The organism is Nonomuraea sp. KM90 (genome assembly GCF_052246675.1).
GTDB lineage: Bacteria > Actinomycetota > Actinomycetes > Streptosporangiales > Streptosporangiaceae > Nonomuraea.
In genome coordinates this window covers 44,175-57,808 of the sequence record NZ_JBQQCB010000045.1, presented here as the reverse complement: position 1 = coordinate 57,808, position 13,634 = coordinate 44,175, and the positions used below count along the sequence as shown (strand labels likewise).

General features: G+C 70.1%; 13 protein-coding genes. 3 read left to right on the top strand and 10 right to left on the bottom strand.

What is annotated here, in order from left to right; translation table 11 throughout:
- Positions 1–2 precede the first annotated feature (2 nt).
- Together ACTWPW_RS33870 and ACTWPW_RS33865 are read right to left on the bottom strand one after the other, a co-directional pair.
- Positions 3–602 carry a DUF6262 family protein gene (locus ACTWPW_RS33870; RefSeq protein ID WP_375117757.1) on the bottom strand — a complete coding sequence of 200 codons (600 nt, stop codon included), beginning with the start codon at positions 600–602 and terminating at the stop codon, positions 3–5.
- Positions 599–1,381 carry a tyrosine-type recombinase/integrase gene (locus tag ACTWPW_RS33865; RefSeq protein ID WP_443171017.1) on the bottom strand — a complete coding sequence of 261 codons (783 nt, stop codon included), beginning with the start codon at positions 1,379–1,381 and terminating at the stop codon, positions 599–601. The genes ACTWPW_RS33870 and ACTWPW_RS33865 overlap by 4 nt, the downstream gene beginning before the upstream one ends.
- 47 nt (positions 1,382–1,428) lie before the next feature.
- Here ACTWPW_RS33865 and ACTWPW_RS33860 point away from each other — a divergent pair, with 47 nt between their 5' ends.
- Positions 1,429–2,106: a hypothetical protein gene (locus ACTWPW_RS33860; RefSeq protein ID WP_443170998.1), complete on the top strand. Its 678-nt coding sequence runs from the start codon at positions 1,429–1,431 to the stop codon at positions 2,104–2,106.
- 332 nt (positions 2,107–2,438) lie between these two features.
- On the opposite strand, the gene ACTWPW_RS33855 is transcribed toward ACTWPW_RS33860, so the two are convergent.
- Together ACTWPW_RS33855 and ACTWPW_RS33850 are read right to left on the bottom strand one after the other, a co-directional pair.
- Complete coding sequence (locus ACTWPW_RS33855; protein WP_375117759.1) at positions 2,439–2,813, bottom strand: DUF1801 domain-containing protein; 375 nt, start codon at positions 2,811–2,813, stop codon at positions 2,439–2,441.
- Positions 2,814–2,845: 32 nt separating this feature from the next.
- Positions 2,846–3,238 carry a DUF1761 domain-containing protein gene (locus tag ACTWPW_RS33850; RefSeq protein ID WP_443170997.1) on the bottom strand — a complete coding sequence of 131 codons (393 nt, stop codon included), beginning with the start codon at positions 3,236–3,238 and terminating at the stop codon, positions 2,846–2,848.
- An 87-nt stretch (positions 3,239–3,325) separates the two neighbouring features.
- Here ACTWPW_RS33850 and ACTWPW_RS33845 point away from each other — a divergent pair, with 87 nt between their 5' ends.
- Positions 3,326–3,961 carry a TetR/AcrR family transcriptional regulator gene (locus ACTWPW_RS33845; RefSeq protein ID WP_443170996.1) on the top strand — a complete coding sequence of 212 codons (636 nt, stop codon included), beginning with the start codon at positions 3,326–3,328 and terminating at the stop codon, positions 3,959–3,961.
- Positions 3,962–4,070: 109 nt separating this feature from the next.
- On the opposite strand, the gene ACTWPW_RS33840 is transcribed toward ACTWPW_RS33845, so the two are convergent.
- Positions 4,071–4,481, bottom strand: coding sequence for a bacteriocin immunity protein (locus ACTWPW_RS33840; protein WP_443170995.1), 411 nt, complete (start codon positions 4,479–4,481; stop codon positions 4,071–4,073).
- A 331-nt stretch (positions 4,482–4,812) separates the two neighbouring features.
- Positions 4,813–5,232, bottom strand: coding sequence for an SRPBCC family protein (locus ACTWPW_RS33835; protein WP_443170994.1), 420 nt, complete (start codon positions 5,230–5,232; stop codon positions 4,813–4,815).
- A 285-nt stretch (positions 5,233–5,517) separates the two neighbouring features.
- Between ACTWPW_RS33835 and ACTWPW_RS33830 the strand changes: the two genes are divergently transcribed.
- Complete coding sequence (locus tag ACTWPW_RS33830; RefSeq protein WP_443170993.1) at positions 5,518–7,143, top strand: RecQ family ATP-dependent DNA helicase; 1,626 nt, start codon at positions 5,518–5,520, stop codon at positions 7,141–7,143.
- A 436-nt stretch (positions 7,144–7,579) separates the two neighbouring features.
- Here the strand turns inward: ACTWPW_RS33830 and ACTWPW_RS33825 are convergent, their stop codons facing one another.
- Genes ACTWPW_RS33825 through ACTWPW_RS33810 form a run of 4 tightly spaced genes read right to left on the bottom strand, consistent with a single transcriptional unit; the run spans position 7,580 to position 13,548 of the window.
- Positions 7,580–8,596 carry a C-terminal binding protein gene (locus tag ACTWPW_RS33825; protein WP_443170992.1) on the bottom strand — a complete coding sequence of 339 codons (1,017 nt, stop codon included), beginning with the start codon at positions 8,594–8,596 and terminating at the stop codon, positions 7,580–7,582.
- Positions 8,583–10,352, bottom strand: coding sequence for an IlvD/Edd family dehydratase (locus tag ACTWPW_RS33820; RefSeq protein WP_443170991.1), 1,770 nt, complete (start codon positions 10,350–10,352; stop codon positions 8,583–8,585). Before ACTWPW_RS33820 ends, ACTWPW_RS33825 begins: the two co-directional genes overlap by 14 nt.
- Positions 10,352–11,722 (bottom strand): glucose-6-phosphate dehydrogenase, encoded by a 1,371-nt coding sequence (locus ACTWPW_RS33815; RefSeq protein WP_443170990.1) that lies wholly within the window; start codon positions 11,720–11,722, stop codon positions 10,352–10,354. The genes ACTWPW_RS33820 and ACTWPW_RS33815 overlap by 1 nt, the downstream gene beginning before the upstream one ends.
- A complete protein-coding gene (locus ACTWPW_RS33810; protein WP_375117768.1) occupies positions 11,719–13,548 on the bottom strand; it encodes a glycoside hydrolase family 15 protein in 1,830 nt (609 codons plus the stop codon). The genes ACTWPW_RS33815 and ACTWPW_RS33810 overlap by 4 nt, the downstream gene beginning before the upstream one ends.
- Between the last annotated feature and the right edge of the window lie 86 nt (positions 13,549–13,634).

Genomic DNA, 13,634 nt, shown 5'->3' with positions numbered 1-13,634 from the left:
CCTCAGGATCCAGCTGCGTCGAGAGTGATCTGGTCGGCGAGTTGGGCTTCCAGCCCGGCGATCCGATTGTCCAGAAACCGGCTGTTGTCACGGGCCGCCGTCAGCCGCTCCTGCAGGCGGTTCGTCTGTTGGGTAAGTTGGCGGACCTGCTGTTTGAGCGAGGTGTTGTCGGTGACGAGTCGCTGAACGCCGTCTTCCGGCAGGTCGTTCTCCAGATCACGGATCTTGCCGAGAAGTTCGCCGATGGAGGTGCGCTGCAGGGCGATCTCGCAGTGGGCGTGCTTGAGCGCAGCCTCGGCGTTGAGTGCCCGTTCCCGCCAGGACGCTTCGACATGGGCCGCCTGTTCGGCCTGGTCGAGCAGGCGGTTCTCGCCAGCGTCGGTGGCAGCTTGGGCAACGAGTGCCCGAGCATCCGTGTTCTGGTAGAGGAAGGTCCGGGAGACGTCGGCGCGGCGAGCGACAGCGGCGACGGTGACGCGGGCGCGTTCGCGCCGCATCTGCTTCAGCGACCCGCGTACTCGCTCCAGCATGGCCTCGCTGGTGCTGCGGCGGGCCTGGATCGCTGCCGCCGTCCGGCGCGCCGTCTCCGCGGTGGCCGTCATGCCTGTGGCTCCGTACTCGTCGGCTCGGGCGCGACGTCCTCGGTGAGGTCGGCAAGGTCCGTGGCGCGGAAGTTCGTGCTCCAGATCCGGTGGAAGTAGTCCTGCGGCCGGCGCAGGTCCAGCGCCAGGGCCTGGTCCAGGAGTCCGAGACCGGCCAGAGCCTTCTCCAGGCCCGCGATGGCGCGGGCGGTCGGTTCGAAGACCTGGTGCAGGTAGTCAGCGGTGGCGTCGTCGGGTGCCCGTTCGGCGATCGAGCGCCACTGCTCCTGCTTGCGGCGCAAGTAGAGCAGGTCGGCGCCGGACAGGACGAATTTGTCGCAGTTCTCGCAGTCCAGCTTCCAGGGGCAGGCCCCGCCCTGGACCACGGGTTGGAAGGTGCAGAACCCGCCGTCGGCCGGAGTGCTGCGCCGGGACAGGTCCAGCGCCAGCGCCAGGGCCTGCTCGCGGGTGAGCGGAGTGGACTCGCCGGACAGCAGCTCACCGGGGTTGGCCGCGCCGGGCCCGGCGACCCAGACCGCGTGCACGACGTCCTCCAGATCGGAGGCCGCGATCTTGACGTAGTGCTCGGCCATGCGGTCGCTGACGTGGCCAAGGTAGCGCCGGATGTGGGCCAGGCTCGCGCCGGCACGCAGCAGATTGGTGGCCAGGGTGTGCCGTGCCTGGTGCGCGACGGCGGCACCGAGGTCGAGGCTGTCCACCCAGGCACGAAAGCTGGCCCAGAAGCAGGGGTAGGACAGGGACTTGTCCTCGTTGACGTTGCGCACGTCGCTGGGGAACAGGGCGATGATGGCCGGCCCGCCATCCGTGCCGCCGGGGTGAGGGCCAGATGAGTGAGCTCAACCGCAGGCGGGCGCTGGTGGGCGTGGGGGGTTCGCTGGCTGCCGGGCTCATGCCCGGCGGGGCCGCGCAGGCCACAGCCTACGACTCCACGATGGTCGTGGACGCCGGTCGCCTCCTGGGCACGTTCTTCAACCCCGGATGGTACGTCAACCACACCCATCCGAACTGGGCCCGCGTGGTCAAGATGGAGAAGTCGCCCGAGTTGAACTTCCCCTACCTCGACCAGGCGGCGTCCTATGCCAACCGGCTGCTGCTGAGCTTCACCTCCTCCACCAGCACGGAGAAGACCCCGCAGGAGTGGGAGACCTTCATGCGGGAAGCCCTGCTCGTCTACAAGACGCGCTATCCGCAGATCGACTGCGTGATGCCGTGGATCGAGCCCAACCTCGGGATCGTCGGCGGCCATCCGGACAAGACCGCGATGACCCCGGCGGAGTTCTATCCCTATTACGCCGCGGGCTATCGTGCCGTGACAGCGGCCGACGACAGTCTCAAACCCGCGATCCCGTTGACCTTCGGCGGCCCGACGACGTCCAATCTGCCGTCCGAGTGGCTGCTGGACTTCCTCAAGCGGCTGGATTTCCTGGCGGTGCAGCTCTACCACAAGAACCGCGACAATCCGCGCAGGCGCTCAGCCAGCGCGTCACTCTCCGATCCCTACTGAGTAGGGCCGGACTGAGCCAGTCGGTGCCGCCCCACGTCACCGAGTACGGCGTCTACGGCGGCGCAAGCTGTACCGGCGGGTGGTCCCCAGGCGTGCGTGGCTGAGGAATCTCGGCGATGATGCCCCCGGCGCGGGGGCAGTTGAGGCGCGATACGTGGCCGATCCGGGGCCCGATTTCGGCCCGGACCAAACAGCACCGTCCTGCTGGGTCGAGCACGAGATGGCCTTCGTCATGGACGTCTGTGACCGCGTGCTCGTCGTGAACCTCGGCGGAGTGATCGCGCCCCGGGCACCTGTGGCCGGATCCGCGACACTCCCGCGATCCACGCCGTTCACCCGGGCTGATTCTTGAGCTTGCGCCACCCGCCGGCTCGGTTGTCGGCGATGATCTGCCGGAACATGGCAAGGAGGGCGGGAGCGTTGATGGTTTCCCCTTCGCGGAAAGCCACCGTACGGGCGGTCTTGTTGTGGTGGCCGGCCGTGATGATGCCTTCGGGGTCGGGGACGATGCCGCCGTCGTACAGGAACACGTTGACGTGGTCCTTGGCGGCGAGCAGCGCGCACACGTTGCCCTTGAGCACGAAGTAGGGCTGGACGGTTCGCTTGATGGTCTCGGTGACCTCGGGGTCAGCGGCGTGGATCAGGTCGCGTACCTGCCGGCAGATGTCCTGCTGCCAGTCGGGCAGGGCCGCGATGTAGTCGTCCACGCGTGGATCTGTCTCATAAGGTCGTACGTCGTTCACAGCCAGGCACCCACGATCGCTGAGGTGGCGAGGATTTTGATCAGCCAGTCGCCGGCGTGCAGCGCTGCGGTGACGGCGGGCGTCTTCTCCCACATCATGGATCCGGTGAGCAGCACTGCCGGGAATCCGACCCAGAGCACCAGGCCGAGGACCACCACCGACCTCACGCCGGTGAGGCCGGCGTACCGGGCCAAGCCCGCGATCACCGTGGCGACCACGAGGGTGCGCGCCAGCTCCAGGAGGATCTTCAGCGGCGGCGGCCGATCGCCCCGATCCGGGGCGCGCTCACCCAGCAGTCTTTTCTCGGTCGGTGTGAGCAGGGCGTAGTAGGCCGAGCTCAGCACGAACACCACGATCGACGCGGCGACGACGGAGATCACGCTACCCATGTCCCAACCTCCAGGTAAACTAAACCGTACCGTGTTCACGAGGTGAAAACTAAACCGGGTAGTGTTCTCTGTCAAGGAGGTAGTTCGTTGACCGCTTCGACACGGGCCGAGGCCCGCTCGGCGCGCAAGCGCCAGGAGATCCTGACCGCCGCGCGGACGGTGTTCACCGCCCACGGCTACGTCGGCACGAGCATGGACGCGGTGGCCGCCGCGGCAGGCGCCTCGAAGCGGACGGTCTACCAGTACTTCGCCGACAAGGAGGAGCTGTTCGCCGGCGTCGTACTGGACACCGTCGATCGCGGCTATGAGCACTTCAAGTCCGCGATCCGCGCGCTCGCGGAGACCGACGACCTCGAGACCGCCTTGCGTGACCACGCTCGGATGACGCTCGCCGGGTTGATGAACCGGGAGATCCTGCAGATGCGCCGCCTCGTCGTCGCCGAGGCCGAGCGTTTCCCGGCCATCGGCCGCGAGTACTTCGAGCGGAGTTGGGTCCGCACCCTGAAACTCCTGGCGGAGACCTTCGCGAAGCTCACCGAGCGCGGCCTGCTGAACACCCCCGACCCCGAGCGCGCCGCCTACATGTTCACCTGGCTGATCGTCTCGATCCCCACCAACCGGGTCGCCTTCCTGGGCGACGCGGCCGTCGGCTCCCCCGAGGAACTGACCGACCTGGCCGACGAGGGCACCCGCGTCTTTCTCGCCGCCTTCGCCCGCCGGTAGCTCGGGGAGCGGCTCCCCCGGCCTGCGCACGACCTACCGGCAAGGGCGAACGGTGGAGGGAGCTCTTGGCCGTATCAGGCGCGGCCGGCGGTTTCGTGGGCTGGTGGCTTCACAACGGGATGGGGCGGTAGCTGAGGGCAGCCTCGACGATCTCCTCGGGGGTGGCGTTCCTCAGCTCTTCCGGCGGCCAGTAGATAAGGTCGCTGATGTGCGGATGCAGCACATTGGCTTCGAGCAGCGCCAGGTAGTGATCGGCCTCCGGATCGGCCTCCATGATTCGACGAACGAGCTCGGCCAGCTCCGCCCGAGTGATGTCCGGTACCCTCGGCGGCACAGGGCGCGCGGCGTTCGTGGCGATCTCCTCCAGATCCTGCGATTCCCAGTACGAGGCGAAGTCCTCCGGCTCGTACCTGTGGCCAGTCTGCTCGTTGAACGTGGTCACGGCCTGGCGTGCCTCCGGCATCATGCCTTCCTCCAGCAGCTCGGCGATCCGGTCGATCTGGGCACCGAGCTGCTCCACGCGCTCCCTCGGCACGGACGGGGGCAGCAGTTCCGGTCGTAGTTCCATGCCCGGCATTGTGCAGCCGGTGCCTTCGTTGCGGAAAGTTTCGGGAGAGGGTCTCGGCCGAGAAGATCTCCGCGCTGGTCGGGGTTTGCCCCAGCCGCAGGTACGCCAGGCCGCGCTGGAGGAGATCCACGGCAGTGTCCTGCACCAGGGCACCGCGACTGAGGTGAAGAGCCGGCTGGCGGACACTGCCACCGAAGCCCCCTGACCCAGAAGTACGCATGGCGGCCCTGCCTGCCGTCGTCGAACCGGTCGTGTTCGGCTCTTCGGCCCCGGTCTGCGGATGTCACGGCGTTCCCGCGGCGCTCTCCAGGAGGTTCTTGAGTACGTCGAGGTTCTGGGCGACGGCTCGTCGGATGCTGGCGGTCGCGAGGCCGGAGAAGGCTCGGAGCAGTCCGCGGCCGGCCAGTTCGATCTCGTTGGTCAGCCTGGTGGTCGTTCCGTTGGACTCGAGTGTGTAAGTGGAGGTGCCTTCCAGGTCGCCGAAGCCGCCGGTGACGGCCAGCAGCCGGTCGTGTTCGTACCGGGAGATCTCAAGGGTCTCCTGCATGGGCCTGGGCAGCGTGCGCGTCTGCAGGTAGACGGTTCCCTGGGCGGGCGGGCCGGGCGAGACCTTCTGGGTCTCGGCGATGGCGTAGTTCCAGCGGGGAAGGTTCTCCAGGTCCGCCAGATACTTGAACACCTCGCCGGCCGGACGGTTGATCACTAGGTCATTGTGGAACCGCATGGTGGTGCGTCCTCTTCTCCAGGGAAGCGGGCCCGGCTCCATGAGCGCGCCTTTGCCCTTACCCGGTGATCAACTGGTGGGCCGACCAGTCTAGAGTGCTTCGCCGTGCGGCACGCCGGTCTGGAAGGCGAACACACGATCCGCCCAGCATGCTCGGATCGAAGCCCAGCCCCTGCGGCTTCCGGCCCCTCCGCTGAGTGACATGCCGGCCACCTGCCGGGGCAGGAACGACATCCCGGCAGTGCAAGCGCGGTGGGAGGACCGATGAAGGACGCGGGCGCGGAGTGCGAACGGGTGGCGCGGCAGGCTCTGGGCCTGACCGACCTGCGGCCGGGTCAGCTGGCCGCGATGACCGCGCTGGCGCAGGGCCGGGACGTACTGGTGGTGATGCCGACCGGCGGCGGCAAGTCGGCGATCTACCAGGTGCCCGCGCTGCTGCTGCCAGGCCCCACCGTGGTGGTCTCGCCGCTGATCGCCCTGCAGCGCGACCAGGTCGAAGCGCTGCGCGAGCGCGACGAGGAGGCGGTGAGCCTGGACGCCGGCACCTCGGCCGGCGAGCGGAGCACCACCTTCGAGTCGCTGCGGACCGGCGAGACGGAATTCCTGTTCTGCGCGCCGGAGCAGCTGGCCCGACCCGACGTCGTGCGGGACCTGGCCGCCGCCGCGCCTTCCCTCCTGGTGGTGGACGAGGCCCATCTGATCTCCTCGTGGGGGCACGACTTCCGCCCCGACTACCTGCGGCTCGGGCCGGTGGCCGAGGCGCTGGGCCGCCCGCCGATCGCGGCCCTGACCGCCACCGCGGCTCCCCCGGTGCGTGTAGAGATCGCCGAACGGCTGGGCCTGCGCGACCCCGTGGAGATCGTCCAGGGCTTCGACCGGCCCAACATCTCGCTCGCGGTACGCCGGATGCTGGACGATCCCGCCCACGAGATCGTCGCCGCGGTGGGCGAGGAAGCGGGACCGGGCATCGTGTACACGGCGGTACGCAGGCAGACGGGCCGCCTGAGCGAGCTGCTCACCGACGCGGGCGTGCGGGCGGCGGCCTACCATGCCGGGTTGCGCCGCTCTGAGCGCGACGACGTCCACGGCAGGTTCATGGCCGGCGACCTGGACGTCGTGGTCGCCACCAGCGCGTTCGGCATGGGCATCGACAAGCCGGACGTGCGGTTCGTCTTCCACGCCGAGGTGCCCGGGTCGCCGGACGCCTACTACCAGGAGATCGGCAGGGCCGGCCGGGACGGCGAGCCGGCCAGGGCGGTGCTGTTCTACCGTCCTGAGGACCTGGGCCTGCAGCGCTATTTCACCGCCGCCGTACCGGATCCGGAGACCTTGACCGCGGTGGCGCAGGCGGTCGCCCAGGCCGGTGCGGGCGTCGACCGCAGGACGCTGCGCGCGCGTACCGGATTGTCGCCCCGCCGCCTGACGCTGCTGCTCGACCTGCTGGAGAGAACCGGTGCGGTACGGCTGGGCACGCGCCGGATCGACCCGGTGCCCGATGCGCCCGACCCGGAGACCGCCGCGGATCTTGCCCGGCGGCTGGCCGAGCGCCGTCGTGACGTCGAACGTACCCGGCTGGAGATGATGCGCCACTACGCCGAGACCGATGACTGCCGGCGCCGCTTCCTGCTCGGTTACTTCGGCGAGCAGCTCGCCGAACCCTGCGGAAACTGCGACCGCTGCCTGGCGGGCACCGCCGACCGGCAGCAGGAGGAGACCGGGCCGTTCCCCCCGCACGCCCGCGTGGAGCATCGCACCTGGGGGCCGGGCGAGGTCATCCAGCGCGGCGAGGACCGGCTGACGGTCCTGTTCGACACGGCCGGCTACCGCGAACTGCAACTCGACGCGGTACTCGAACAACAACTCCTCACCGAGACCCCGGCCTCCCCCTGACGGCGTCGACGGCCCCGGCTTCCTGCCCCGGGCGGCGGTGCCGCAGTGCGAGTTCCGTCGGGTTCGGTGCTGGTCCAGGAGTATGTGTCGCCCGGTCGGCGGGGAAGGCGTGCACCCCGCTGATCCATCGAGCCAGATCGCTACGCCGGTCCACGTCCTGCTCGCTCGTCCCCTCCGGAGAACCCGGCTCGCGCCTCGCCTCCTGATCGTCACGGTCCCGAGTCACCTCTGCGTCCCTTCAGCCGGTGATCAAACCATCGATCCTCCTGATCGCGGCCCCGCACCAGGAAGCCGAGAGGCTGGTCGGCGAGGGAGTGCGGAGTTCCGGCGTTCACCGATCCGACCGGGCGGCTCCTGGTGGGTGAGTGGCGGGAGTGCGGCGATACGCGGAAGGAACTTTGACGAAAGCCATCGCGCCGCCCCTACCAGCGATCCCCTACCCGGGTTCCTCAGAGTCGGCCGGCACGTCGTTGACCGGGCTACGGGCGCTCTGCCCGGTCAGGACCCGTACGGCCTCTTCCGCGGCGATGCGCCGCACTGTGGTGATGGCCTGCTCGGAGTAGTAGGCGGCGTGGGGGGTGACGATCACGTTGGGCAGCGAGAAGAGGGGGTTGCGCGGGGACCAGTCGCGCTGTTTCGCGGGCTCCTCCTCCAGGTCGTCCAGTGCCGCGCCGGCGATCCATCCCTCGGTGAGCGCCTGGTGGAGCGCCGCATCCTCCACGATCGGGCCGCGCGCGGTGTTGATGAGGACAGCGGTCGGCTTCATCCTGCGCAGCGTCGTACGGTCGAAGGTGTGGTGTGTCTCGGGCGTGAGCGGCGCCTGGACCACGAGGTAGTCGGCGCCCTCCACGAGCTGGTCGAAGGATGCCGGCAGCACGTGGCGCGATCGGAGCTCGGACTCGTCGAGGAACGGATCGTGCGCCCAGACCTCGACGCCGAACGCTCTGGCGCGTTCGGCGATGAGCTGGGCGATGGCGCCGAAGCCCAGCAGCCCGAACACCCGTCCCCGCAGCCGCCAGATCGGCTCCCCGCTCTGCCACTGCCAGACGCCCTGCCGGGTCGCCCGGTCGTAGGCGCAGATCTTGCGGGCGGCGGCCAGCCAGAGCGCGACGGCGTGGTCGGCGACCTCCTCGGCGCACCACTCGTTCGGCGCGTTCGTGACCTGGATGCCCCGCCGGGTCGCGGCGTCGACGTCGACGATGTCCACGCCCGTGCCGTAGCGGGCGATCACCCGGCACCGGGTGAACGCGTCGATGGCGCGGGCACCGACCCGGGCGTACTGGGTCAGGACGCCGTCGGCGTCCCGGCCCTTTTCGATCACCTCGTCCTCGCTCTTGCACTGTGCGGCGAGGAGCTCGAATCCGGCGCCCTCGACGATCTCGCGTTCGATGTCCACGTCGCCGAAGTCGGAGTCGGCGATCATGATGGTGCCTCTGGCGTCAATGCGAGTCACGGGGAATCCCCTTGGTGTGTACGAGATCCTGGTAGGACACGGCGAGTTCCAGGCAGCCTCCGGTGTCCAGCTGCCCGACCGTGGCGCGGTAGATCTCCTGCCACGGTGTCTGGTTGTCGAGGGCCGGCGGTGTGTAGGCCGCCCACCGTGCGGCGATCTCGTCATCCGTCAGCAGGACGTCGACCCGCGCGTTGTCGATGTCGATCCGGATGCGGTCGCCGGTGCGCAGGATGGCGAGGTTGCCGCCCGCCGCGGCCTCGGGGCTGGCGTTGAGGATGGACGGGGCGTCCGAGGTGCCGCTCTGCCGGCCGTCGCCGAGCGTGGGCAAGGTGGTGACGCCCAGGCGGAGCAGCGCGGCGGGCACCTCCATGTTCACGACCTCGGCCGATCCCGGGTAGCCGATCGGGCCGGTGTAGCGGATGACGAGGATGCAGCCTTCGTCGATGCCCAGTTCGGGGTCGTTGATGCGGGCGTGGTAGTCCTCGGGCCCGTCGAAGACGATGGCGCGGTAGTCGGCCACCGCGCGGAGGTCGTCGGTGAGGACCGAGGTCTTCATGACCGCGGAGTCGAACAGGTTGCCCGTCATGATGAGCAGTCCGCCGCGCGCGGCGAGCGGCTCGTCGTAGGGACGGATGACCGTCGGGTCGGCGGGCGGGGCGTCGGCCAGGTTCTCGGCCACGGTACGGCCGGAGACGGTCACGGCGTCGCCGTGCAGGCGCCCTGCCGTCAGCAATGTCCGCATGAGGGCGGGGACGCCGCCGGCGCGGTAGAAGTCCTCGCCGAGGAACTCGCCGGCGGGCGCGACGTCCGCCAGCACCGGGATGTCGGCTCCGACGCGTTGCCAGTCGTGGATGGTCAGCGGCACCCCGACGTGCCGCGCGATGGCGTTGATGTGGATGGGCACGTTGGTGGAGGCGGCGATGGCCGAGGCGACCACAATCGCGTTCTCGAAGGCCGGCAAGGTCATGATCTTGCGTGGGGTGAGGTCCTCGCGTACGAGGTCCACCGCCCGGCGGCCGGTGTCGTAGGCCATCTGCGCTCGCCGGCGGTAGGGGGCCGGGATCGCCGCGCAGCAGGGCAGCGACATGCCCAGGGCCTCGGCCAGGCTGTTCATCGACAGCGCGGTGCCCATCGTGTTGCAGTGACCGATGCTGGGCGCGGAGGCGGCCACGCGCGCCATGAACTCGGCGTAGTCGATCTCCCCGGTGGCCAGCAGCCGCTTGGACTGCCAGATCACCAGCCCCGAGCCCGAAGAGGCCATCCGCCGGCCCTGGTGATAGCCGTTGACCATCGGCCCGCCGGACAGGACGATCGCCGGGATGTTCACCGTCGCCGCCGCCGCCAGACACGCGGGCGTGGTCTTGTCGCAGCCTGTCGTCAGGACGACCCCGTCGAGCGGATATCCGTAGAGCACCTCGACCAGCCCGAGGTAGGCGAGGTTGCGATCCAGTGCGGCGGTCGGGCGTTTACCGGTCTCCTGCAGCGGATGGACGGGGAACTCGAGCGGGATGCCACCACTGTCGCGGATCCCGTCCCTGACCCGGTCGGCGAGGGCGAGGTGGTGGCGGTTGCAGGGAACGAGGTCGCTGCCCGTCTGGGCGATGCCGATGATCGGCCGGCCGGACTGGAGCTCGGCCGGGGTCAGCCCGAAGTTGAGAAAACGTTCGAGATACAGGGCTGTCATCTCCGGATTGCCCGCGTTGTCCCACCAGGCCTGGCTGCGCAGGCCGCCTGCGGCATGTTCCGTCGGCGGCATCAGCTCCTCCTCTCAGCGGTCGGCCCGTCCGATCCGGCCGGGTATTCGGCAAGCGGCACCAGGCCCCTGGACCAGGCCGACATGACCGGCGCGAGCACCCGCCAGGCCTCTTCGGCCTCGTCGCCGCGGATGGACAGGGCCGCGTCCCCGTGCAGCACGTCCAGTAGCAGGCGGCCGTAGGCGGGCAGGTCGGGAGGCGCCAGCTGCGCGCCGAGCGTGAGCGGGGCGAGGGTGTGGGTGCCGGAGCCGATGCCGGTCAGCGCCAGGGTCATGCTCTCCGGCTCCAGGCCGAAGCGCAGCACGTTGGGCGCGGCCTCCTCGCCGAGGCCGGCGGGCAGGTGCGGCACGGGCCGGAACCGTACTGCGACCTCCTTGCGGTCGTGGCCGAGCGCCTTGCCGGTGCGCAGCCGGAAGGTCGTGCCGGACCAGCGCCAGCTTTCGAGCTCCAGCTCCACCTCGGCGAAGGTCTCGGTGCCTCGCCCCGGGTCCACGCCCTCCTCCTCGGCGTAGGCGGGAACGTCACGATCCGCGATGCGGCCGGCCAGATAGCGGGCGCGGCGGGTGTGGCGTACGACATCGTCGTCCGTGAGGGGGCGTACCGAGCGCAGCACGTCGATCTTCCGATCGCGCAGGTCACGCTCGCTGAGGCTGAGCGGTGGCTCCATGGCCACCAGGCACAGCACCTGGAGCAGGTGGTTCTGCACCATGTCCTTGAGCGCGCCCGCGCCGTCGTAGTAGCCCGCCCTGCCTTCCAGCGCGAGCGACTCGTCCCAGACGATCTCCACCTCGGCGATGTGCGCGCTGTTCCAGATGGGCTCCAGCACCCGATTGGCCAGGCGGCTGCCGAGCACGTTCTGGACGGTCGTCATGGCCAGGAAGTGGTCGACGCGGAACACCGCCTGCTCGGGCACGACCCCCATCAGCAGCCGGTTCAGCTCCACCGCGCTGTCGAGGTCTTCGCCGAACGGCTTCTCCAGCACGATCCGGCTGCCCGGCGGCAGGTTCGCGGCGCCGAGGGCGGCGACCGCGCCGGGGAAGATCGCCGGTGGGAGGGCGAGGTAGACGGCGACCGGCCCGTCACCGGCGACGAGCGAGGCGATGTCAGCGGCGTCGGTGGCGTCCGCCTGCCGGTATCGGGCGGAGTCGGCGATCGCCTTCCTGGCCTCGCCGGGCTCCGTCGCGGCGTGCCGGTCGAGCTGGGCGGACGCCCAGCCGCGGAACTCCTCGTCGGTCCGGTTCTGCCGGTCGGCGCAGATGGGCTCGAACCGGTCAGGGAGGTGCCCGGCCGCGCGCAGGGCGGCCAGGGCCGGCAGCAGATAGCGGGCGTTGAGGTCGCCGGTGGCGCCGAGGACGACGAGCCGGTTGATCATGCTGTCATACCTGCTTTCGCTCGTGCGAGATTGACGCCGCTGGCGATGATCCCGATGTGGCTGAACGCCTGCGGGAAGTTGCCCATGAACGCCCCCGTGGCCGGGTCGATCTGCTCGGGCAGCAGCCCGACGGGGTTGGCACGGGCGCACAGCGACGCGTACAGCTCCTCGGCCCGGTCCAGGTGACCCTGCAGGATCAGGTTGTCGACCAGCCAGAAGCTGCACAGCACGAAGGCGCCCTCGTCGCCGGGCAGGCCGTCGGGTGAGTGATCGTGCAGGTAGCGGTAGAGCAGGCCGTCACCGGCCGACAGGCGTTCGGCGATGGCCGCGGTGGTGGCCGCCATCCGCGGATGGTCGGCCGGTACGACCTTGCGCAGCGGCAGTGCGAGCAGGCTGGCGTCCAGGCCGCCGCCGCCGTCGAGGTGCTCGCTCAGGCACTGTGCCTTCTCGTCCCAGGACTGGTCCAGGATGAGCCGGCGGAGCTTCTCGGCGGTGGCGCGCCAGGTCGCGATCGGCCCGGACACGCCGAACCGCTCGCCGATGGCCGCGGCCCGGTCCAGGGCCACCTGACACATCCCGGTCGAGTAGGTGAAGACCCGGCCTTCGCTGCGTACCTCCCAGATGCCCTGATCCGGCTGCCGCCACGTATCAGCGGCGGCCTCGGCCAGCTCCCCCAGACCGGACCACAGCGCCGGCTGCAGCTCGCGACCGGGGCGCAGCCACTGGTCGGCGCAGTCCAGCACCTCGCCGTAGACGTCGTGCTGGCGCTGGTCGGCGGCGCCGTTGCCCCAGCGCACCGGGGCCGAGCGCCGGTAGCCCTCCAGCTCGGCGTCGTGGATCTCCTCCGGTACGGGCTCGCCGCCGAGGGTGTACATGATGCGGGGGTGGCGAGTGTGCTCGAAGGCGTCCAGGACCCAGCCGAGGAAGGCATCGGCCTCCTCGTCGAAGCCGACGCGGCGCAACGCGAACACGGCGTAGCCGGCGTCGCGGATCCAGGTGTAGCGGTAGTCCCAGTTGCGCACCCCGCCGATCGGCGCGGGCAACGAGGACGTGGGCGCCGCGACCAGCGAGCCGTTGCCCCAGTCGTCGCACAGCTTCAGCGTGATCACCGAGCGCCGGACCAGCGCTTCCTGCGGGCCGCGGTAGCTGCACTTGCGCATCCAGCGCCGCCAGGCCTCGGCGGTCTGCCGCAGCATCGCCTCGGGGTCGAAGCGGTGATGGCGGTGGATGCGGCCCCAGGACAGCACCAGATCGAGGCGGTCGCCCTCCTGAAGGTCGTGCGCGGTGCGCGGGCCGGTGAGCGGACGGTTGGATCGCAGATGCAGCCGCAGGTCGGGCCGCCGGGAGACGCGCATCTCCAGACCGCCGTAAAGGGCCCGGGCCTGCCCGCCGCCGCGCGGCTCCAGCTCCGCCCGCAGCCGCACGGTCCCGGCCTGGACGACCGCGGACCGGACCAGCTCGGCCCGGCCGCCGCCCGCGTCGTCGCTGAGGTCCGCGTCGGCACGCAGGGCCAGCGCGTCAGTGATCCGGACCAGGCCGGTCGGGCCGCGCAACTCGGTCACCAGCACCGCGGTGTCCGGCTCGTAGAACTGCCGGGCCTCGCGCAGGTCGTCCACGGTCAACGTGAAGTGGCCGCCGCGCTCGTGATCCAGCAGGCCGCACAGCAGCGGGTCGCTGTCGAAGCGGGGCAGGCACAGCCACGGGATCGAACCGTCGAGGCCGACCAGCGCCGCCGTCGTGCCGTCGCCGATGAGGCCCAGGTCCTCCAGCGCCAGATAGCCCTCCTGGCGGCGCACCGGGCGAAAGGGTGGATCGAGATCCAGCATGCCTGGCCTTCTCCTCCGTGCCGACGTGCACCATCGGAGAAGGGGGGGTGCTCCTGGCAGGCGGACGTCGCCGCTTTCCGATACTG

Excerpts from the sequence above, each read along its gene's own strand:
- ACTWPW_RS33870 (WP_375117757.1), bottom strand. The coding sequence starts at position 602 with ATGACGGCCACCGCGGAGACGGCGCGCCGGACGGCGGCAGCGATCCAG.
- ACTWPW_RS33860 (WP_443170998.1), top strand. The coding sequence starts at position 1,429 with ATGAGTGAGCTCAACCGCAGGCGGGCGCTGGTGGGCGTGGGGGGTTCG.
- ACTWPW_RS33850 (WP_443170997.1), bottom strand. The coding sequence starts at position 3,238 with ATGGGTAGCGTGATCTCCGTCGTCGCCGCGTCGATCGTGGTGTTCGTG.
- ACTWPW_RS33830 (WP_443170993.1), top strand. The coding sequence starts at position 5,518 with ATGAAGGACGCGGGCGCGGAGTGCGAACGGGTGGCGCGGCAGGCTCTG.
- ACTWPW_RS33820 (WP_443170991.1), bottom strand. The coding sequence starts at position 10,352 with ATGCCGCCGACGGAACATGCCGCAGGCGGCCTGCGCAGCCAGGCCTGG.
- ACTWPW_RS33815 (WP_443170990.1), bottom strand. The coding sequence starts at position 11,722 with ATGATCAACCGGCTCGTCGTCCTCGGCGCCACCGGCGACCTCAACGCC.
- ACTWPW_RS33810 (WP_375117768.1), bottom strand. The coding sequence starts at position 13,548 with ATGCTGGATCTCGATCCACCCTTTCGCCCGGTGCGCCGCCAGGAGGGC.